This window comes from Pseudomonas sp. NPDC090592, from assembly GCF_044769185.1.
Lineage (GTDB): Bacteria > Pseudomonadota > Gammaproteobacteria > Pseudomonadales > Pseudomonadaceae > Aquipseudomonas.
The window spans coordinates 1-20,921 of record NZ_JBIVXJ010000020.1; the positions used below are offsets into that span (position 1 = coordinate 1).

The following is a 20,921-nucleotide window of genomic DNA, read 5'->3' on the forward strand; positions in this document are numbered from 1 at the left end:
TCTCTCTTCACGCACCTGCTCAACCCAACGACGAAGGGCCGTAGGCCCCAGCCCGAGGGCCGCACAGACTTCAGGAACTGACTGGCCGCCGTCCAACACCATTTCAGCGGCTTGGACTTTGTATTCTCTTGAGTAAGATTTACGCACTGATTTTGCCTCCAATTGGGCGCCATCATAGCGCCCGATGAAGGTGTCCAAAATCATTAGGCCAGTTCATGCCCGCTCCCACAGGGATTGCGCAAGCTTTCAGAGCTTGAACAAGACCGTTGCTCCCACAGGTACTGCACATGCCTGAAGTATTGTGATGATCCTGTGGGAGCGGCTTTAGCCGCGAAAGGGCCGGCACCGACAATTGGCTACTGTCAGGCCGACTCCCCTTCCACCCGGTCGCGCCCGGCCTGTTTGGCTGCATACACCCCCGCATCCGCTCTTAACAGCAGGGCATCGGCCCCCTCACCTGGCCGCCACCCCGCCACACCAAAGCTCGCAGTCACCCTGCCCACGCCGTCCACCGGCACATTGCGCACCCCTTGCCACAGTTCCAGCGCCAGCAACCGTGCCTGCTCGGCATCGCTGCCCGGGCACAGCACCATGAACTCCTCCCCGCCCAGCCTGCAGAACACATCGGTACGCCGCAAGCGCTGACCAATACGCTGGCACAGGCTGCGCAGTACCCGGTCGCCCACGGCATGGCCAAAGCGGTCATTGATACTTTTGAAGTGATCAATATCGAGCATGATCACGGCCAACGCCATGCCGTCGCGCTGGGCCCGCTCCAGTTCGGCCTTGAGCCGATCCTGGAAATAGCGACGGTTATGGATACCGGTCAGCGCGTCGGTCACCGACAGCGCCCGCAACTCCTCCTCCACGCCCTTGAGGTCGGAGATATCTGTCAGGTAGCCATGCCACAAGGTACAGCCCTGCTCCCCCACCTCCGGCGTCGCTTCGCCCCGCACCCAGCGCAGGCCAGCACGTGGCAGGCACACCCGGTATTCCTCACGCCAGGGTGCCAGGTGCTCGGCCGAGTAACGCACCGACCGGCGTACGCGGTCCAGGTCATCGGGGTGGATACGCTCGAACACCAGCGTGGCATCTTCGCGCAGCTGCAGCAGGTCGACTTCGTAGATGTCGTACAGGCCTTTGCTGGCATACGGGAAGCACGAATGGCCATTGCCATCCAGGCGGTACTGGTAGATACCACCGGGCACCTCGGCACTGAGCTTTTCCAGCAGCCGGTCGCGCGCAGCCAGCGCCTCGTGCACCCGCCGCCGCTCGGTGACATCGATGCAAATCGCCAGGTAACCGACCCACAAGCCCTGTTCGTCGAGCATGGCAGTGACCAGCATGTTGGCGACCAACTGGCTACCATCGGCACGCAACAAGGTCCACTCCCCCGGCTCCGCGCCATGCTCCTGCACGGTTTCGGCGAACATGGCCTGGCCACCGGCAATCGGGCGACCGTAACGCAGGCTCAGTGCGTGGGCGCGCAGGCTCAGTTCCTCGGGCAGCACCAGGTCTTCCAGGCGCAGCCGGTCGATGGCCTCGCTGGCCGGGTAACCGAGCATGCGCTCGGCGCCGGCATTGAAGGTGCTGACCACGCCCTTGAGGTTGGTGGCGATGATGGCAACCTGGGTCGCGGCATCCAGTACGCTGCGCAGCTGGTTGTGGGTGCCGCGCAGCGACTGCTCGCTGACCCGCAACTCGGCGGTACGCTGCTCGACCAGGGCCAGCGCGCGCTGGCGCTGGCTGAACACGTTGTAGAGCAAGGCACTGAGCAGCAGGCTGAGCAAGCCGCCCAACAGGCCGACTGCCAGTACTGCCGAAGAGCGGTTGGCCTGCACGAAGGCCAGGCTCGGCAGGATGCTCAACTGGAAGTGGTGGTCAGCCAGGTGCAACAGTTGGTTGCTGGCCAGCGACAAGGGGGCGACCTGGTTTTGCGAGTCGAACAGCACTTGCGGCCCTTGCGACCCGGATGGGTCGACAATCCGCACCACCAGGTTGTCATCCGCCGCCACGGGTCGCCCGTCGCTGACCATTTCGCGCATGCTCAACAAGGCCACGACATAGCCCGCCGCTGCGCCATGCGGGTTGGCATCGGCAAACACGGGCGCCACCAGCAGCAGACCACGCGCATACGAAGGAATGTCGTACAGCGGCAAGGGTTCGGACACCGCCATGCTGCCAGGCCCGAGTGCCCGTGCCAGGGCGGCCTGGGGCTCACCATGGCCGGCGAGGTCCAGCCCATAGGGCAGCCCCGGCATTTCACCGGATTGGGTATACAACACAGGGAAGTAATGGTCGCGCAGCGGCGCCGAGCGCCACTGGCCTTGTGCATCCTGGTCACGGATCACATAGCCCGCGCCGGAATGCTCACGGGCATGCCGCTCGAATTCGGCGCGTTGCGCGGCTTCGACACGCGGCGCCCAAGCGTAGGCCAGGGTGCGTTGCAGCAAGGGCCGGGCGTAACCGTCAAACTCGTTCGGGGTCACTTCGTTGGAAAAGCTGAAGAACCGCCGCAGCCCGTCCAGGCGCTGCTGCTGTTCATCAAAGCGCTCGGCAATACGGCTGAAACGTTCGCCGGCCAGTAACTCGAAACGCTGGCGCAATTGCTGCTTGTACAACGTCTGCGCGGCAAGGGCCAGGGCGGCCGTCAACAAGCCGCCCGCCACCAAAGCCACCAGCGCCACCGCCCAGGCGGACACCGCCTCTGTGCACAGGCCAAGTAACCGCGCACGCACGCCACACTTTGACATACACCCATCTCGTCACGTCAGCGTCCTGCGGATTATCTTGCCCTGTCCTCATTTATAGCTATTGGCCATCAGCCGCGCAACGTACCTCGTCGGCTCAACGCAGCTGCAGGCGCCAGGCCCGGTGGATGCGATTGTTACGGGCAAAGTCCGGGTCCAACGTCTGGGCAGTGATTTCCTCCACCGCATAACGCGCTGCCAGGTGCTCATCCAGCTGGAACTTGCGGAAGTTGTTGGAGAAGTACAGCACACCACCTGGCGCCAGGCGGGCCATGGCCAGGTCCAGCAACTGTACGTGGTCACGCTGCACGTCGAACACGCCTTCCATGCGCTTGGAGTTGGAGAAGGTTGGCGGGTCGATGAAGATCAGGTCATAGCTGTCGCGGTTGCCTTCCAGCCAGGCCATCACATCGCCCTGCTCCAGGCGATTGCGCTCGGAGAAGCCATTGAGTGCCAGGTTACGCCGCGCCCAGTCCAGGTAGGTTTTCGACAGGTCGACACTGGTAGTGCTGCGCGCACCACCCTTGGCCGCATGCACCGAGGCCGTGGCGGTGTAGCAGAACAGGTTGAGGAAGCGTTTGCCGGCAGCCTCGCGCTGGATACGCATGCGCATCGGGCGATGGTCGAGGAACAGCCCGGTATCGAGGTAGTCGGTAAGGTTGACCAGCAGCTTGACGCCACCTTCGTTCACCTCCTGGAAACGGCCCTCGGTAGCCTGGCGCTCGTACTGGCGCGTGCCGCTCTGGCGCTCGCGGCGCTTGAGCACCACGCGCTGCGGCGAAATGCCCAGTGCCTGAGGGATGGCTGCCAGCGCATCGAGCAGGCGCGATTGGGCCTTGTCCGGGTCGATCGAACGTGGCGCGGCGTACTCCTGCACGTGCACCCAATCGTGGTACAGGTCAACCGCCAACGCATACTCGGGCATGTCAGCGTCGTACAGACGATAGCAATCAACGTGCTCGCGGCGGGCCCACTTGCCCAGTTGCTTGAGGTTTTTCTGCAGGCGGTTGGCAAACATCTGCGCCCCTTCCGACAGGCGCGCCTGTTCAATGGCTACAGGCGCCTGCTCGCGGACTTCGGCGTTGTCGGCTTGCGCTTCGCGGCGCTCGCCAGTGACGAACTGGTCAGGCTGCACCTTGAACAACAGCAGCTTGCACGGCAAGGCGCCGTTCCAGAACGCGTACTGCTTGTGGCTACGGATGCCCATGCGCTTGCCCAGCTGCGGCGCGCCGGTGAACACCGCTGCCTCCCAGCCCATGCAGGCCTGACGCAGGCGCTCGCCGAGGTTCTGGTAGAGGTACAACAGGCTGGCTTCGTCACCCAGGCGCTCGCCGTAGGGCGGGTTACTGATGACCAGGCCTTTCTGGTTCTGGTCCGGGCGAGGCTCGAAGGTGCTGACTTCACCCTGGTAGATCTTCACCCACTCGCTCAGGCCGGCACGCTCGACGTTGTTGCGGCCCGGCTGGATCAGCCGTGGGTCGGCCTCGTAGCCGCGGATCCACAGCGGTGGCTTGGCCAGGCCGGCCTGTGCCCGCGCCTGCGCCTCGTCGTGCACCTTGCGCCACAGCGCCGGCACATGGCCGAGCCAGGCAGTGAACCCCCAACGCTCACGCTTGAGGTTGGGCGCAATATCGGCAGCGATCATTGCGGCCTCGACCAGGAAGGTACCAACACCGCACATCGGGTCGGCCAGTGCCCCGCCTTCGGCAGCAATGCGCGGCCAGCCCGAGCGGATCAGCACCGCTGCTGCCAGGTTTTCCTTCAGGGGCGCAGCACCTTGCTGCAGGCGGTAGCCACGCTGGTGCAGGCTATGCCCGGAAAGATCGAGCGAAAGAATGGCCTCGCCACGGTCCAGGCGCAGGTGCACACGCACGTCAGGGTCGATTTTTTCCACCGACGGGCGCAGGCCTTCGCGGTTGCGCAGCTTGTCGACGATCGCATCCTTGACCTTCAGCGCACCGAAGTGGGTGTTGTCGATACCCGAGCCATGGCCACTGAACTCCACCGCCAGGGTGCCATCGGCGGCCAGGTGGTCGGCCCAATCGACTGCGTTCACACCGTCGTAGAGGTCGTCAGCGTTCTTCATGGAGAAACGCTTGAGCACCAGCAGCACCCGGTTGGCCAAGCGCGACCATACGCACAGGCGGTAGGCGGTTTCCATGTCGGCGACGCCGCGAAGGGCCGAGGTGTGCTCACGCACTTCCTCAAGGCCAAGGCCCTTGGCCTCTTCGGCAAGCAGGCCTTCAAGGCCTTTGGGGCAGGTGAGGTAGAGTTCGAAACGGTCCGACATGAGTATTCCAGAGCCTTTGGCTATTTGACTGACGAGGCGACGCATCACCCCGCGATGTTTGCCCGCATGCCTTTCCAGCAGGCATGCAGGTGGCCATTCGAAGCACATGAGCGTGCCGCGAAAAGCCAGGCCGCCTGACCGATCCATGCCTGGCCAGGTGGCAAAGACAGCTTAGATCATCAGGCAGTACGAAAAATTCTGGCGATGCCCGGGGCGGTGTGACCCTTCGTCGCATTTCAACTTATTTCTGTCATCCGCGAGCAACGCTGGCGAAATGACGTCAATGATCAGCAAACCCCGGTCATAGCGGGCCAAACTTCAAACAAGGTTGAGTCGCATTTATTTACTTATCCCCTCACCCTAGGAAAGGTTACGTGCTTATGACAAATCGATCATTCACAGCGTGACTTGCATTCGTTAGAACTGGTCTCAGGCCGCTTCGCAACGAGGCGGCACTTTCAGCCCGCTACGCCGGCAGCGGGCGCAAACCGGCAGAAAGACTCTGCCCGGCCTCGGAGAGGCCGACGGGACATTACAGTCAACAAGTGAGGGCAACACCCTATGAGAAGACTTAAGCGTGATCCGTTGGAAAGAGCATATTCACGTGGCTACCAATACGGGGTCACCGGCAAATCCCGCGAACTTTGCCCGTTCAATCTCCCTTCTGTTCGCCAAGCCTGGATCAACGGCTGGCGCGAAGGTCGCGGTGATAACTGGGACGGAATGACTGGCACCGCTGGCATCCATAGACTCAACGAAAATCACGCCGTTGGCTGATCGAGGACACTGAATTCGATTTACCATGCACGCCCCATCCGGGCGGCGGGCGAAGGCCCAGGGGCCCCTTGATGGGGCCCTTTTTTTGCCTGCCGATTATACCCGTGGCATTGCGGCGATAGCGTCTACCGCTTCGCGGATCAACGCCGGCCCCTTGTAGATGAAGCCCGAATAGATCTGTACCAGGCTCGCCCCGGCAGCGATCTTTTCGGCAGCATGGCGGCCTTCGGTAATGCCACCGGCGGCAATGATCGGCAACTTGCCACCCAGCTCACTCGCCAGCACCTTGACGATGTGGGTGCTCTTCTCCAGCACCGGCGCACCCGACAGCCCGCCCGCCTCACCGCCATACGGCAGCCCTTCGACACCTTCACGGCCCAGTGTGGTGTTGGTAGCGATGACCGCATCCATGCCCGACTCCATCAACGCAGCGGCTACCAGGGCGGTTTCTTCATCGCTCATGTCCGGGGCGATCTTGATCGCCAGCGGTACGCGCTTGCCATGGGTGCTTGCCAACTGCTCACGGCGCACGGCCAGGGCGTCGAGCAACTGCTTGAGCGAGTCGCCAAACTGCAGGCTGCGCAGGCCGGGGGTATTCGGCGAGCTGACGTTGACGGTGATGTAGCTGGCGGCGGTGTAGACCTTGTCCAGGCAGATCAGGTAATCATCGACGGCGCGCTCGACCGGGGTGTCGAAGTTCTTGCCGATGTTGATGCCCAGCACGCCGTTGTAGCGCGCAGCACGCACACGGCCGAGCAGGTGATCGACGCCCAGGTTGTTGAAGCCCATGCGGTTGATGATGGCCGTGGCCTCCGGCAGGCGGAACAGCCGTGGCTTGGGGTTACCCGGCTGTGGGCGCGGGGTGACGGTGCCGATCTCGACGAAACCGAAACCCAGCTGGGCGAAGCCGTCGATGGCCGCGCCGTTCTTGTCCAGGCCAGCGGCCAGGCCTACCGGGTTGGCGAAGTTCAAGCCCATGACCGAAACCGGCAATGCCGCCGGCTGCTTGCACAGCATGCCGTTTAGGCCAAGGCGGCCACCGGCACCGATCAGGTCCAGGGACAGGTCATGGGAGGTTTCCGGAGAAAGCTTGAACAGCAGCTGGCGGGCCAGGGTATACATGGGCGGGCAAGGCTCGGGGTGAGTGAGGGGGCGATTATAGCCACCGTGGCGCTGGCAGGACAGCAAATCATGGGACCACTGCTGCCCTGGCACATCGGTTGCACCGGTTTGGCTCACAGCCTTATCAGTACCGGCGAGGAACCTTGTGAATACCGTACACCGAGCAACGCCCCTGGCCTGGGTCAATGGCAGCGACGCGCCAGAAAAGCCAAGCCTGAACATCGGCTACATGGCCCTGACCGACTGCGCTTCGGTGGTGGTCGCCGCCACCCAGGGCTTCGCCCAGCAACACGGCCTTAGCCTCAACCTCAAGCGCCAAGGCTCGTGGGCCGGGCTGCGCGACAAGCTGGTCAGCGGCGAGCTGGATGCCGCGCACTGCCTGTATGGCCTGGTGTACGCCGTGCACCTGGGCATCGGTGGCGTACCGGCCAGCGACATGGCGGTGCTCATGGGGCTGAACCAGAACGCCCAGGCCATCAACCTTTCCCCAGCCTTGCAGCGCAAAGGCGTGACCAACCCTGAAGCGTTGGCGCGGATGGTGCACCAGCGCGGCGCACGCCTGACCTTCGCCCAGACCTTTCCAACCGGCACCCACGCGATGTGGCTGTATTACTGGCTTGCCAGCCAGGGCATCCACCCGCTGCGCGACGTGGACAGCGTGGTGGTACCGCCGGCCCAGATGGCCGCGCATGTCCAGGCCGGCCGTATCGACGGCTTTTGCGTAGGTGAGCCGTGGGCTGCCGATGCCGTGGCCAATGGCCAAGGCTTCACCCTGGCCACCAGCCAGTCGATCTGGCCGGACCACCCGGAAAAGGTCCTGGCCTGTGCCCGAGCCTTCGCCGAGCAATACCCCAACAGCGCCCGCGCCCTGATCAAGGCAATCCTCGCCGCCAGCCGGTTCATCGAGCAGAACCCGGAAAACCGCCGCAGCACCGCGCAGCTGCTCAGCGGCAGCGCCTACCTGGATACGCCGCTGCAGAGCATCGAGCCACGCCTGGTCGGCAACTACCAGGATGGACTGAGCAACCACTGGCAAGACCCGCATGCCTTGCGCCTGTTCGACCACGGCCGGGCCAACCTGCCCTACCTGTCCGACGCCATGTGGTTCATGACCCAGTTCCGCCGCTGGGGCCTGTTGCGCGAAGACCCGGACTACCTTGGCGTTGCCCGCCAGGTACAACAGCTGGCGTTGTACAGCGAAGCGGCGCAGAGCCTTGGCGTTGCGTGCCCTGCACTGCCGATGCGCAGCAGCCTGCTGATCGACGGCACCCGCTGGGACGGCAGCGACCCCTACAGCTATGCCCGCAGTTTCAGCCTGCATGCACTGGGCGACCTGCCCGATGCCCGTGTCGGCGCGTGAGGGGGACGGTCATGTTGCGCATCCTGCTGATCGACGACACCCAGAACAAACTCGGCCGCCTGAAGGCTGCCTTGATCGAAGCCGGCTTCGAGGTCACCGAAGCCCCAGGCCTGACCATCGACCTACCGGCCTGCGTCGAAACGGTGCACCCGGACGTGGTGCTGATCGACACCGACTCACCAGACCGCGATGTGATGGAGCAGGTAGTACTGGTCAGCCGTGACCAGCCGCGGCCGATCGTGCTGTTCACCGACGAACACGACCCCGGGGTGATGCGCCAGGCGATCCAGGCGGGTGTAAGTGCCTATATCGTCGAAGGCATCCATGCCGCCCGGCTGCAGCCGATTCTGGATGTGGCCATGGCCCGCTTCGAAAGTGACCAGGCACTGAAGGCGCAACTACTTGCGCGCGACCAGCAGTTGGCGGAGCGCAAGCGTATTGAACAGGCCAAGGGCTTGCTGATGAAGATGAAGGACTGCAACGAGGAACAGGCCTACACCCTGATGCGCCGCCAGGCCATGAGCCGGCAGCAGAAACTGATCCAGGTGGCCGAGCAGATCATTGCCATGCACGAGATGCTCGGCTGATGGCGGACGGCTTGACACTTTCCGTGCCTGTGAAAACGAGCGCCGCCCGCGCGGCGCTTCGCGGGGCAAGCCCGCTCCCACATTTGTTGCAACGTGCCGAACCTGACAGGCCATGGTCGCCTGCCTTGTTCGGCTGACTGGGTTTAGAGGGTAGCGCTACTGGCGCCTCATATATCTTCAGTCATGCACCAAGGCGAGCAACGCCTCTCCCACAGGCATGGCCACGTTGCAACAAATGTGGGAGCGGGCTTGCCCCGCGAAGCGCCGCGCGGGCGGCGCTCGATCTGACAGGCGCTGAAGAACTTAAGACAAACCCAGCCAACAGTTGGCCCATCTCTTGCTGAACATACATCACCGGTAGCCAACGGCGGTTGCCCCACTTAAATCCCGACAAAGACGTCGCTCTCCCCTCCATGACCGTGGAGCGGGTAGCGGCGTCTTTTTCGTTCCGTTGCTTTGCCGAGTGAGGTGTTCGATGAGTACCAGCTTCTGGAAGTCCGGGCATGTGCCCACGCTGTTCGCTGCGTTCCTGTACTTCGACCTCAGCTTCATGGTCTGGTACCTGCTGGGCCCGCTGGCGGTGCAGATTGCCGCCGACCTGCAACTGAGTGCACAACAACGGGGCCTGATGGTGGCCATGCCGATCCTGGCCGGGGCGATCCTGCGCTTTGCCATGGGCGTGCTGGTCGACCGCCTGTCACCCAAGGCCGCTGGCCTGATTGGCCAGGTCATCGTGATTGTCGCCCTGGCCGCGGCCTGGCACCTGGGCGTGCACAGCTATGAACAGGCGCTGCTGCTGGGTGTGTTCCTCGGCTTTGCCGGTGCTTCGTTTGCGGTATCGCTGCCGCTGGCTTCGCAGTGGTACCCGCCGCAGCACCAGGGCAAGGCCATGGGCATCGCCGGTGCCGGCAATTCCGGCACCGTGTTCGCCGCCCTGCTGGCCCCGGCACTGGCCGCGGGCTTTGGCTGGAACAACGTGTTCGGCTTTGCGCTGATTCCGCTGTCACTTGCACTGGTGGTATTCGCCCTGCTGGCGCGCAATGCCCCGCAGCGCCCGAAAGCGAAAGCCATGGCCGACTACCTCAAGGCCCTCGGTGACCGCGACAGCTGGTGGTTCATGTTCTTCTACAGCGTCACCTTCGGCGGCTTCATCGGCCTGGCCAGCGCCCTGCCCGGCTACTTCAGCGACCAATACGGCCTGAACCCGGTCACCGCCGGCTACTACACAGCCGCCTGCGTGTTCGCCGGCAGCCTGATGCGCCCGATCGGTGGCGCCCTGGCCGACCGCTTCGGCGGCATCCGCACCCTGCTGGGCATGTACAGCGTCGCCGCCATCTGCATCGCTGCGGTGGGCTTCAACCTGCCATCTGCCGCTGCTGCTCTGGCGCTGTTCGTCAGTGCCATGCTGGGGCTGGGCGCCGGCAATGGCGCGGTATTCCAACTGGTACCACAACGCTTCCGCCGGGAGATCGGCGTGATGACCGGCCTTATCGGCATGGCCGGCGGCATCGGTGGCTTCCTGCTGGCGGCCGGGCTTGGCACCATCAAGCAGCACACCGGTGACTACCAGCTGGGGCTGTGGTTGTTCGCCAGCCTGGGCCTGCTGGCCTGGTTCGGCCTGCATGGTGTGAAGCAGCGCTGGCGCACTACCTGGGGCTCGGCAGCGGTTACCGCTGCACGGGTCTGAGGCACCCATGAGCCTGCAACTGAGCTTTGCCCAGGCCAGCGCCACCGGGCCACGCGAGGAAAACCAGGATGCCCTGCGCCTGGTTACCCCGGCACCGGAGCTCGCCGCCAGCAAGGGCTACCTGTTCGCTCTTGCCGACGGCGTCAGCCAATGCGCCGATGGTGGCCTGGCCGCACGGGCAAGCTTGCAGGCACTGGCCCTGGACTACTACGCTACCCCCGCCACCTGGAGCGTGGCCCAGGCCCTCGACCGCCTGCTGTTGGCACAGAACCGCTGGCTGCGCGCCCAGGGCAGCGGCCAGCCGTTGCTGACCACCCTCAGCGCACTGGTGCTGCGGGGCAGGCGCTTCACCTTGGCCCATGTCGGTGACTGCCGTGTGTACCGCTGGCACACCGGCCAGCTGCAGTGCCTGAGTGAAGACCATGTATGGGATCAACCGGGCATGCAGCATGTGCTGAAACGCGCGTTGGGCCTGGACCAGCACCTGCTGGTGGATTACCTGGAAGGCGAACTGAAGCCGGGCGAGTGCTACCTGCTGCTCAGCGACGGTGTCTGGGCCAGCCTGGGCGACCAGCACATCCAGGCAGTGCTGCGCGAGCATACCGACTTGCAACAGGCCGTCGACACCCTGGTTGCCAGCGCGCACCTCAATGGTAGCCAGGACAACGCCAGTGCCTTACTGGTGCAAGTCGAACAGCTGGGCACCACCAACCTGGGCGATACCCTGGCGCAATTGCAGCAGTGGCCGGTGCCCGGGGCGCTGCGCGAAGGGCAACTGATTGATGGCTGGCGAGCCGAAAGCCTGCTTTCACAAAGTCGCCAGTCACTGCTGTACCGGGTGCGCGACAGCCAGGGCCAACCCTGGCTGCTCAAGACCTTGCCTGCCGAACGCGGGCAAGCACCCGGGGCTGCGCAAGCGCTGTTGCTCGAAGAGTGGTTCCTGCGCCGGGTTGCAGGCCGGCACTTCCCCGAGCTGCATGCGGCCAGCCAGCGGCAACACTTGTACTACGTGATGCGCGAATACACCGGCCAGAACCTTGCGGCGCTGCTGGCCGAACAGGGCCCGTTACCCCTGCCGCAATGGCTGGAAATGGCACGGCAGCTGCTGCAGGCGGTCGGCGTGCTGCACCGGCGCAACCTGCTGCACCGCGATATCAAGCCAGAAAACCTGCACCTTGGCAGCGATGGCCAACTGCGCCTGCTGGATTTCGGCCTGGCTTACTGCCCCGGCCTTTGCGAAGACCCGCTGCACGAGGTGCCCGGCACGCCCTCGTACATCGCCCCGGAAGCGTTCGATGGCCAGCCGCCCAGCCCGCGCCAGGACCTGTACGCCGTGGGCGTGACGCTGTACCACTTGCTGACCGGGCACTACCCGTATGGCGAGGTGGAAGCCTTCCAACGCCCGCGCTTCGGCCAGCCGGTCAACGCCGCCCGCTACCGCCCCGACCTGCCGGAGTGGCTGCAGCACAACCTGCAGCAAGCGGTGGCCGTCGACCCGGCGCAACGCTTCGAAACCGCGGAGCACTGGCTACTGCTGCTTGAACGCGGCGACCGCCAGGAACTGCCCAGCCGGCCCCGCCCCTTGCTGGAGCGCGAGCCGCTGAAGGTGTGGCGTACCCTGGCCCTGCTGTCGTTGCTGATCAACCTGATGCTCTTGCTCAGCCTGTTCAAGGGCTGAGCACACCTTGCCAATGAGAAACACCTGATGAATGCCTGCGCCGGCCCTTTCGCGGGTAAACCCGCTCCCACAGGTACTTCACCAGATTCAGCACCTGTGCAATCTCTGTGGGAGCGGGTTTACCCGCGAAAGGGCCGGCGCAGGCAACACAAAATTCAGGCAAAGAAAAACCCGGCCGAGGCCGGGTTTTTCATGAAACATCAGGCCAATTACTTGGACTGAGCTTCAACCTGAGCTTCAACGCGACGGTTGACAGCACGGCCTTCTTCGGTGGCGTTGTCGGCAACCGGACGGGTTTCGCCGTAGCCAACCGATTCAACACGGCTGGATTCTACGCCGTACTGGTTGGTCAGCACTTGCTTGACGGCATTGGCACGACGCTCGGACAGCTTCTGGTTGTATGCGTCTGGACCCACGGAGTCAGTGTGACCTTCAACCACGGTGGTGGTTTGTGGGTACTGCTTCATGAAGTCAGCCAGGTTCTTGATGTCGCCGTAGCTGTTTGGCTTGACGACCGACTTGTCGAAGTCGAACTTGACGTCCAGCTCAACGCGAACGACTTCGGCAACAGCCGGGCAGCCGTCGGCGTCAACGGTAACGTTGGCCGGGGTGTCTGGGCACTTGTCGACGTTGTCGCATACGCCGTCGTTGTCGGAGTCGGAGCAGACTTCAGCAACTGGAGCTGGAGCGGCTTCGGCTTGCTTCGGGCTACCGCCGAAGTTCAGGCCAACACCAACGCTTGGGGCCCACTCGGTGTCGCCCTGGTCGATGTTGTACTGAGCTTCAACGCCGGCACGGGCGTAGAACATGTCGGTGATGTACCACTTGGCGCCAGCGCCAATGTTGGCGAAGGTGGAGTGGTCACGACCGCCACGGCCGGTCTGGCCCAGCGACTGGTGCGAGAAACCAGCGGAAACGTACGGACGGATAGCGTCGTACGGGTTGTTGAAGTGGTAAACGGCGTCCAGGGCGGTGTTAGAGCCCTTGATGTTCTTGCCGTCGTCGCCACGAGCGTTGTGCACTTCGTCGTAGCCCAGACGCAGTTCAACGTCGTCGGTCAGGAAGTAACCGATCGAACCGCCGAACAGGTTGCCGTCGTTCTTGAAGTCGCGCTGGCTGTCGAAGAATTCTTTCTTGTAGAAAACTTCGGTCTCGACGGCGCCTTGACCTTGTGCCATAGCGCCAATCGAAGTGGCGGCTACGAGCGAACCAATGGCCAAGCCCAAGGTGTTTTTCAATTTCATCCGTTAAATCCCCATCTGGTGATAGTTAAGCAGTCCCACCACAAACACGGGGGACAACTCGACGGCAAGTCTAGCAGAACTCGCCGATTCGTTAGAGATATTTGCTCGCCACTAAGTTTCATCAAGGCCGGCAAATTTCTCACGAAGCTTGTCTAGCGCACGCTTGTAGCGCATTTTCGTTGCGCTCAGGCCCATGTGCATGATGTCGGCAATTTCCTGGAACTCCAGCTCTGCGACAAAACGCAGCACCAGGATTTCCCGGTCTATCGGGTTCACATGCACCAGCCATTTGTCCAGCCCGCCTTTTTCTTCCGGCTTCGGTGTCTTGTCTTCGGACGCCTCTTCAACAGGGTCCAGACTCAAGGCATCCATCAACCGGCGTTTACGGCGCTCCTTGCGGTACTGGGTAATGCACTCGTTGTAGGTGATGCTGTAGAGCCAGGTCTTGAACTTGGATTTGCCCTCGAAGTTCTTCAGGCCGTACAGCACTTTCAGCATCACTTCCTGACAGACATCGTCCGCGTCCCGGTCGTTCCCCAGATAACGCGCACAGACGTTGAACAGGGTCCGCTGGTAGCGCCGCATGAGCTCCTCATAGGCGCGGGTAACGTGGTACAGCTCTTCATGCGAACGCGCCACCAACTCTTCGTCGGTGAGCTCGCGGGGGTCATAACGCATGGGCGGCGAATGAACTTTATTCAAAACGGATCTGGCCGACAGTCAGGTCAATGTCGCCGCGCGACCCCGTGGGTCGAATTTCGCGGCGGCATACATTAACAGCTTTTGTGCGGTTAGCGGCTATTGACGCGCTGCTCAAGCAGTTCGCGATTGGACAGCGACACCAGTTCGCCATCATCGGTCAGCAGCGTTGTCTTGACCGTACCGATTTCTTCGATTTGGCCTTCGACCTCTCCAATCCGCACCTGCTGGCCCACCTGGTAAAGCTCGCGCACGTAAATGCCGGCCAGGATCTGCCCGGCAATTTCACGGCTGCCAAGGCCCATGGCCAGGGCAACAGCCAGACCAACGGTAATCAGCCCGATGACGATCACGTGGTTCAGCAGGTCGGTTTTCACCTCGAGCTGGCTGATGGCCACCGAAATGCTGATGATGATCACCAGCCCTTGGGTAATCCGCCCCAGGCCTGCCGAATACTCCAGCCCGATGCCTTCGGCGGCGCCACGCACAAGGCCGTTGGCCACCTGTGCCAGCAGCACACCGGCCAGCAGCACCAGGGCCGCGCCAAACACCTTCGGCAGGTAGAGGGCGAGCATGTCGAGGGTTGCCGACACCCGCTCCAGGCCCAGCGACTCAGCGGCCGAGACAAGGAAGATGAGGAGCACGAACCAGTAGACAATCTTGCCGATCAAGGTCGAGATCGGCACCTGGATACCGACCCGGCCAAGCATCTTGGTCAGACCTGTTCCGGCCATCAGGCGGTCCAGGCCAAACTTGGCCAGCACCTTGGACAGCAGCGTATCGAGCAGCTTGGCCACCACGAAACCGAGCAGCACCACGACCAGCGCGCCGAACAGGTTGGGGATGAAGTTCGCTACCTTGGTCCAGAGCGCGGTCATCGCGGTGACCAGGCTCTGGGTCCAGAGATCGAGTTCCATAATCAATCGGCCTTATCTGCTTTGCTGCCACTGGCAGCGTTGCGGGAAGAGTGTCGACGCACCGGCGCGACATGCGCCGAGCCATTGTTGACGGCGATCAGCAGCGCCTGGCTCCAGCGGCCAAGCAGGCTGAACAGATCACCCGCACCCACCTGACGGTTGGCGGTTTTCAGCACGCGACCCAGGCAGGCAGCATCATCCCGGTCGTCCCGGTCATTGCCGGAGGGTGATGCCTTGAGCAGGTCGCGCAGGGATTCTTCAAACGGATCGTGCATGGGCACCTCGCGCAGTGTCAGCAAGAGACGAGATGGCCGGGCGATGGGTCACACATCCTGTTGGGACGAGTGTTTCAAAATGAATGCGCGCTGGATTCTTCGCGGGCTTGCCCGCTCCCACAGTAATTGCACACACCCTGAAAGCTGTAGCGTACCTGTGGGAGCGGGCAAGCCCGCGAAGAGGCCCGTGCAGGCAATACATCCCTATACCCACCGCAACCGGCGGAACAACCACCACTGCCCCACCGCCAGCCCCAGCACGACGATGCAGGCGAACAGGAAGCCCAAGGGGTTTTCCGCCCCTGGAATACCGCCGACATTGATGCCCAGCAGCCCGGTGACGAAGCTCATGGGCAGAAAGATGCAGGTGATGATGCCAAAGCGGTACATGGTACGGTTCATCCGCTCGCTACGCCGGCGGTCTTCGCTTTCCAGCACCAGTGCTGCCCGCTCGCGGGTCAGTTCCAGCTCTTCGAGGTAGCGGATCAGGCTGTTGTTCAGCTCGTTCCAGTAATCAGCGTCGGCATCGGCGAACCAGCTCCATTTACTGCGCGACAGCTGTGCGTATATGTCCCGCTGCGGGGCGAGGAAACGGCGCAGGCCGGCGGCACGACGGCGGATCTGCTGCAGGCTGCCGTGCTCCGGGGTATACCGTTCGTCGGATTCGACCTTTTCTTCTTCCAGGTCGACCAGTTCAGACAGGTCGCTGACCAGGCCCTGAACCTTTTCCGTCAGCAGTTCACCCATCAGCAGCAACAGCTCGGAGGCTGATTTAGGCCCCCTGCCCTGCTCCAACTGCTGGAGAATCTCGTCACTGGCGCGCAACGGCCGCAGGCGCAGCGAGATGACCCGTTGCGCCTCGGCGAAAATGCGTACCGAAACCATGTCCTCGGGCTCGGCGCCCGGGTTGAGGTTGACCCCACGCAGGAACAGCAACAGCTGTTCGTCTGCCATGGGCAACAGGCGGGGCCGGGTGTTTTCTTCCAGCAGCAACTCGCAGGCAAACTCGCTCAGGCCACTGTCACGCAGCAGCCAGGTGCGGGTTTGCGGATGGCTTCGGTCCCAGTGCAGCCAAAGGCTTTGCTGCGGTTGCAGTTGCAGGTCGTCCAGTTCGGTACGGGCAATCGCGCGTGCGCCGCCTTTACCATCGAGCACCAGGGCATGCACCAGCCCCCACTGCGCGTTGTCTTCCTCGAACATCAAAGCTCCATCAGCGCGTGCGGCGCATCACTCCGGCATTTTCAGCGGGCTTGGCGAGACCAGCACGCCATTGTTGTCGGCATACACGTACTCACCCGGGCGGAAGGTCACCCCGGCAAAGGCCACCACCACGTTGAGGTCACCGATGCCGCGCTTGTCGGTCTTCATCGGGTGGCTGGCCAGGGCCTGCACGCCGACGTCGGTCTGGATCAGTACGTCGACATCACGCACGCAGCCGTAGATCACCAGGCCTTCCCAGCCGTTTTTGGCAGCCTTTTCGGCAAGCATGTCGCCCAGCAGCGCACGGCGTAGCGAACCACCGCCATCGACCACCAGCACCTTGCCCTTGCCATCGAGTTCGACCTGCTCTTTGACCCGCGAGTTGTCCTCGAAGCACTTGATGGTGACGATCTGGCCGCCGAACGAATCACGGCCGCCGAAATTGCTGAACATCGGTTCCAGCACCTGAACCAGGTCCGGGTAGGCGTCACACAGGTCGGGCGTTACGTAATGCTGCATGGGAAGCTCCTGTCAGTCACAACGAAAGCGGGTATCGGCCAAGGCTACACCTTGGAGGCTGTCGCAGTCATCCGGGACCGGGCAGTCATTTGTGTATAGCCTGTTCCGGCCCTTTCGCGGGCATGCCCGCTCCCACAGGGATATCACAAGACTCGAGTGCTATGAAATCCCTGTGGGAGCGGGCGCGCCCGCGAAAGGGCCGGTACTGCCAAAACAAAGTCAGCTGGCTGGCAAAGGCTCTACAGCCACCGTAGATTCATGCACCGGCAGCAACGGGTCACGCAGCCAGCGCTCCACCAACGGCCACACCTGCACCTGCGCAGCCTTGCTCACCAGCATGTCGACATGCCCGAAAGCATCGAAGCCTTCCTCACGCCCCAGCCGCAGGAACTGCTTGCGTTCGCCGCCCAACTGCTCGAACAGCTTGCGGCAGGCCCACACCGGGTCCTGGAAGTCGCCCGCGCCGGCCACCGCCAGCAGTGGCACATCCACCTCCGCCAGCCCCGCCCACCAGTCGCTTTTCTTGTCGCCAAAACGCCCGAACAAGCCATGCCAGCGCATGCTCTCCAGCGCCAGGCCAATCGGCTCATCCTCGGGGCCACGCTTGAAGCGCGGCCCGGATATCTGCCCCCAGCGCTTGAGCACCAGCTTTGCACCCCACACCAGCGGGGGTACCTTCAACGGCCAGTACACGCGGCTGATCTGGGTGCCGAACAGCGCCACGCTGGCCACCTGCTCGACAGCCAGATAACCACCCCCAAGCGCCGCCGCCAGCGTGGTGCCGCCCAACGAATGGCCAATCCAGTGCGGCACCTGGCCCGACTGTTCGCGCACGAACGCAGCGATCAGCGGCAAGTCATCACGGGCATACGCGGCCACACTGTTGTGCTGCCAGGCGTGGTTGCGCGGCGACAGGCCGTGGCCGCGCATTTCCGGGATCCATACATCAAAACCGGCACGGGCGAGGTAGGCACCCAGGCCGACCCCTTTGGGCGAATACCAGAAACGCCGGTTGGAAAAACTGCCATGCAGGAGAATGACCGGCACGCCATGGGCACGGCCCTGGTCGGCCATTCCCAGGCGGGTGATGGCCAGCTCGACGCTGGGGTCAGGGCCGTTGCCAGCCTTGATCCGGTACACGTCTTCGCTGAGGTCACCGCGGCGCTCGGCACTGAGCAGGGCCACGGGGAATAGAATGCTGCTGCTTTGCATAAGGTTGCTTGGTGCACAAAAAAGGGCGGGAACCATCACTGGAACACGCCCTGGAAAAAACCAGGCGGGGGTGCGCCAGACGTACCCCCGCGTTTTACTGCGTCAGGCTGCGCCCTGGCCCTCGGCCAGGAAGAACCAGGTTTCGAGTACCGAGTCCGGGTTCAGCGACACGCTCTCGATACCTTGCTCCATCAGCCACTTGGCCAGGTCCGGGTGGTCCGATGGGCCCTGGCCGCAAATGCCGATGTACTTGCCGGCCTTGTTGCACGCGGCAATGGCGTTGGCCAGCAGCTTTTTCACCGCAGGGTTACGCTCGTCGAACAGGTGGGCAATGATACCCGAGTCACGGTCCAGGCCCAGGGTCAGCTGGGTCAGGTCGTTGGAGCCGATCGAGAAGCCGTCGAAGTACTCCAGGAACTCTTCGGCCAGAATGGCGTTGGACGGCAGCTCGCACATCATGATCACGCGCAGGCCGTTGTCGCCGCGGGCCAGGCCGTTTTCGGCCAGCAGGTCGACGACCTGGCTGGCTTCGCCCAGGGTGCGCACGAACGGCACCATGATCTCGACGTTGGTCAGGCCCATCTCGTTGCGCACGCGCTTCAGCGCACGGCATTCGAGCTCGAAGCAGTCACGGAACGATTCGCTGATGTAGCGCGACGCACCACGGAAGCCCAGCATCGGGTTTTCTTCTTCCGGCTCGTACAGCTTGCCGCCGATCAGGTTGGCGTACTCGTTGGACTTGAAGTCCGACAGGCGCACGATGACCTTTTTCGGGTAGAAGGCCGCCGCCAGGGTGCTGATACCTTCGACCAGTTTCTCGACGTAGAAGCCGACCGGGTCGTTGTAGCCGGCGATGCGCTTGTCGACGCTCTCTTTCAGCTCCGGTGGCAGGCCTGCGTAGTTCAGCAGCGCCTTGGGGTGCACGCCGATCATGCGGTTGATGATGAACTCCAGGCGCGCCAGGCCGACACCGGCGTTGGGCAGCTGGGCGAAGTCGAAGGCGCGGTCCGGGTTGCCGACGTTCATCATGATCTTGAACGGCAGTTCCGGCATGGCATCGACCGAGTTCTGCTTGATGTCGAAGCCCAGCTCACCTTCGAAGATGAAACCGGTGTCGCCTTCGGCACAGGAAACCGTCACGCCCTGGCCGTCCTTGAGCACCTGGGTGGCGTTGCCGCAACCGACCACGGCCGGAATCCCCAGCTCACGGGCGATGATCGCCGCGTGGCAGGTACGCCCGCCGCGGTTGGTGACGATGGCGCTGGCACGCTTCATCACCGGCTCCCAGTCCGGGTCGGTCATGTCGGAGACCAGTACGTCACCTGGCTGGACCTTGTCCATTTCCGACACATCGTTGATCACGCGGACCTTGCCGGCGCCGATGCGCTGGCCGATGGCACGGCCTTCGACCAGCACGGTGCCCTTTTCCTTCAGCAGGTAGCGTTCCATGACATTGGCGCTGGAGCGGCTTTTCACCGTTTCAGGGCGGGCCTGGACGATGTACAGCTGGCCGTCGTCGCCGTCTTTGGCCCATTCGATGTCCATCGGGCGCTGGTAGTGCTGCTCGATGATCATGGCCTGCTTGGCCAGCTCGCTGACCTCGGCATCGCTCAGGCAGAAGCGCGCGCGCTCGGCACGGTCCACTTCCACGGTCTTGACCGAACGGCCGGCCTTGGCTTCGTCGCCGTAGACCATCTTGATGGCCTTGCTGCCCAGGTTGCGGCGCAGGATGGCCGGGCGGCCGGCCTGCAGGGTGTTCTTGTGCACGTAGAATTCATCAGGGTTGACCGCACCCTGCACCACGGTTTCGCCCAGGCCGTAGGCGCCGGTAATGAACACCACGTCGCGGAAGCCCGACTCGGTGTCGAGGGTGAACATGACGCCGGCGGTGCCGGTTTCGGAGCGGACCATGCGCTGCACACCGGCAGACAGGGCGACCAGCTTGTGGTCGAAGCCCTGGTGCACGCGGTAGGCGATGGCGCGGTCATTGAACAGCGAGGCGAACACTTCCTTGGCCGCGCGGATCACGTTGTCAACGCCGCGGATGTTGAGGAAGGTTTCCTGCTGGCCGGCGAACGAGGCGTCCGGCAGGTCTTCGGCGGTGGCCGAGGAACGCACGGCAACGGCCATGTTGTCGTTGCCGGCGGCCATGGCGGCGAAGGCGGTTCGGATTTCCGAATCCAGACGTGCCGGGAATTCGGCTTCCATGACCCACTGGCGGATCTGCGCGCCGGTCTTGGTCAGGGCGTTGATGTCATCCACGTCCAGCGCGTCGAGCGCGGCGTGAATCTTGTCGTTCAGGCCACTCTGCTCGAGGAAGTCACGGTACGCCTGCGCCGTGGTGGCAAAGCCGCCCGGCACGGACACCCCGGCACCTGCGAGGTTACTGATCATCTCGCCCAGGGATGCGTTCTTGCCCCCCACATGCTCCACATCATGGACGCCGAGCTTATCGAGGGAAACTACGTACTCTACCAAGGTGATCTCTCCACTAACTGTGTTGGAAAAGCTCAAAAAGGCGCCCGCCTGTCTTCTGTGACTTGGCCGGGCGTTTGTGGCCTGTACCTGGAAAATAGGCTCTGCAAATGTGGCAGAATGACGACA

At 63.2% G+C, this 20,921-nt stretch carries 17 protein-coding genes; 5 read left to right on the forward strand and 12 right to left on the reverse strand.

Features of this window, described 5'->3' with window-relative positions:
* The 3 genes from ACIQUI_RS18215 to rlmKL all read right to left on the reverse strand — a co-directional run.
* A partial coding sequence (locus ACIQUI_RS18215; protein ID WP_403201161.1) for a transposase occupies positions 1-204 on the reverse strand: 204 nt, incomplete at its 3' end.
* Between the two features lie 158 nt (positions 205-362).
* A complete protein-coding gene (locus ACIQUI_RS18220) occupies positions 363-2,753 on the reverse strand; it encodes a diguanylate cyclase (RefSeq protein ID WP_403201164.1) in 2,391 nt (796 codons plus the stop codon).
* Positions 2,754-2,847: 94 nt separating this feature from the next.
* Positions 2,848-5,040 carry a bifunctional 23S rRNA (guanine(2069)-N(7))-methyltransferase RlmK/23S rRNA (guanine(2445)-N(2))-methyltransferase RlmL gene (gene rlmKL / locus ACIQUI_RS18225; RefSeq protein WP_403201166.1) on the reverse strand — a complete coding sequence of 731 codons (2,193 nt, stop codon included), beginning with the start codon at positions 5,038-5,040 and terminating at the stop codon, positions 2,848-2,850.
* A 561-nt stretch (positions 5,041-5,601) separates the two neighbouring features.
* Here rlmKL and rmf point away from each other — a divergent pair.
* On the forward strand, positions 5,602-5,817 hold the full coding sequence (rmf, locus tag ACIQUI_RS18230) for a ribosome modulation factor (RefSeq protein WP_003248687.1): 216 nt from the start codon (positions 5,602-5,604) through the stop codon (positions 5,815-5,817).
* Positions 5,818-5,913: 96 nt separating this feature from the next.
* Here rmf and ACIQUI_RS18235 read toward each other — a convergent pair whose 3' ends face one another.
* A complete protein-coding gene (locus ACIQUI_RS18235) occupies positions 5,914-6,939 on the reverse strand; it encodes a quinone-dependent dihydroorotate dehydrogenase (RefSeq protein ID WP_403201368.1) in 1,026 nt (341 codons plus the stop codon).
* 145 nt (positions 6,940-7,084) lie between these two features.
* On the opposite strand from ACIQUI_RS18235, the gene ACIQUI_RS18240 reads away from it, so the two are divergent.
* The 4 genes from ACIQUI_RS18240 to ACIQUI_RS18255 all read left to right on the forward strand — a co-directional run bounded on the left by ACIQUI_RS18240 (position 7,085) and on the right by ACIQUI_RS18255 (position 12,251).
* Complete coding sequence (locus tag ACIQUI_RS18240; protein WP_403201168.1) at positions 7,085-8,299, forward strand: CmpA/NrtA family ABC transporter substrate-binding protein; 1,215 nt, start codon at positions 7,085-7,087, stop codon at positions 8,297-8,299.
* An 11-nt stretch (positions 8,300-8,310) separates the two neighbouring features.
* On the forward strand, positions 8,311-8,886 hold the full coding sequence (locus ACIQUI_RS18245; protein ID WP_403201170.1) for an ANTAR domain-containing response regulator: 576 nt from the start codon (positions 8,311-8,313) through the stop codon (positions 8,884-8,886).
* 475 nt (positions 8,887-9,361) lie between these two features.
* Positions 9,362-10,573: a nitrate/nitrite transporter gene (locus ACIQUI_RS18250; RefSeq protein WP_403201173.1), complete on the forward strand. Its 1,212-nt coding sequence runs from the start codon at positions 9,362-9,364 to the stop codon at positions 10,571-10,573.
* A gap of 7 nt (positions 10,574-10,580) precedes the next feature.
* Positions 10,581-12,251: a protein kinase gene (locus ACIQUI_RS18255; RefSeq protein ID WP_403201175.1), complete on the forward strand. Its 1,671-nt coding sequence runs from the start codon at positions 10,581-10,583 to the stop codon at positions 12,249-12,251.
* A gap of 209 nt (positions 12,252-12,460) precedes the next feature.
* Here ACIQUI_RS18255 and ACIQUI_RS18260 read toward each other — a convergent pair whose 3' ends face one another.
* The 8 genes from ACIQUI_RS18260 to ppsA form a co-directional block, all read right to left on the reverse strand.
* A complete protein-coding gene (locus ACIQUI_RS18260) occupies positions 12,461-13,495 on the reverse strand; it encodes an OmpA family protein (RefSeq protein ID WP_403201178.1) in 1,035 nt (344 codons plus the stop codon).
* Between the two features lie 111 nt (positions 13,496-13,606).
* Entirely contained in the window at positions 13,607-14,173 is a 567-nt protein-coding gene (sigX, locus tag ACIQUI_RS18265; RefSeq protein ID WP_346643868.1) for an RNA polymerase sigma factor SigX, read from the reverse strand.
* A gap of 113 nt (positions 14,174-14,286) precedes the next feature.
* A complete protein-coding gene (locus tag ACIQUI_RS18270; protein WP_403201180.1) occupies positions 14,287-15,111 on the reverse strand; it encodes a mechanosensitive ion channel domain-containing protein in 825 nt (274 codons plus the stop codon).
* A gap of 2 nt (positions 15,112-15,113) precedes the next feature.
* Entirely contained in the window at positions 15,114-15,386 is a 273-nt protein-coding gene (locus ACIQUI_RS18275) for a hypothetical protein (protein ID WP_051098885.1), read from the reverse strand.
* Positions 15,387-15,590: 204 nt separating this feature from the next.
* Positions 15,591-16,586: a zinc transporter ZntB gene (locus ACIQUI_RS18280; protein ID WP_403201183.1), complete on the reverse strand. Its 996-nt coding sequence runs from the start codon at positions 16,584-16,586 to the stop codon at positions 15,591-15,593.
* A 27-nt stretch (positions 16,587-16,613) separates the two neighbouring features.
* Complete coding sequence (gene rraA, locus ACIQUI_RS18285; protein ID WP_403201186.1) at positions 16,614-17,105, reverse strand: ribonuclease E activity regulator RraA; 492 nt, start codon at positions 17,103-17,105, stop codon at positions 16,614-16,616.
* Between the two features lie 219 nt (positions 17,106-17,324).
* On the reverse strand, positions 17,325-18,317 hold the full coding sequence (locus ACIQUI_RS18290; protein ID WP_403201189.1) for an alpha/beta fold hydrolase: 993 nt from the start codon (positions 18,315-18,317) through the stop codon (positions 17,325-17,327).
* 102 nt (positions 18,318-18,419) lie between these two features.
* Positions 18,420-20,795 carry a phosphoenolpyruvate synthase gene (gene ppsA / locus ACIQUI_RS18295; protein ID WP_403201192.1) on the reverse strand — a complete coding sequence of 792 codons (2,376 nt, stop codon included), beginning with the start codon at positions 20,793-20,795 and terminating at the stop codon, positions 18,420-18,422.
* Positions 20,796-20,921 lie beyond the last annotated feature (126 nt).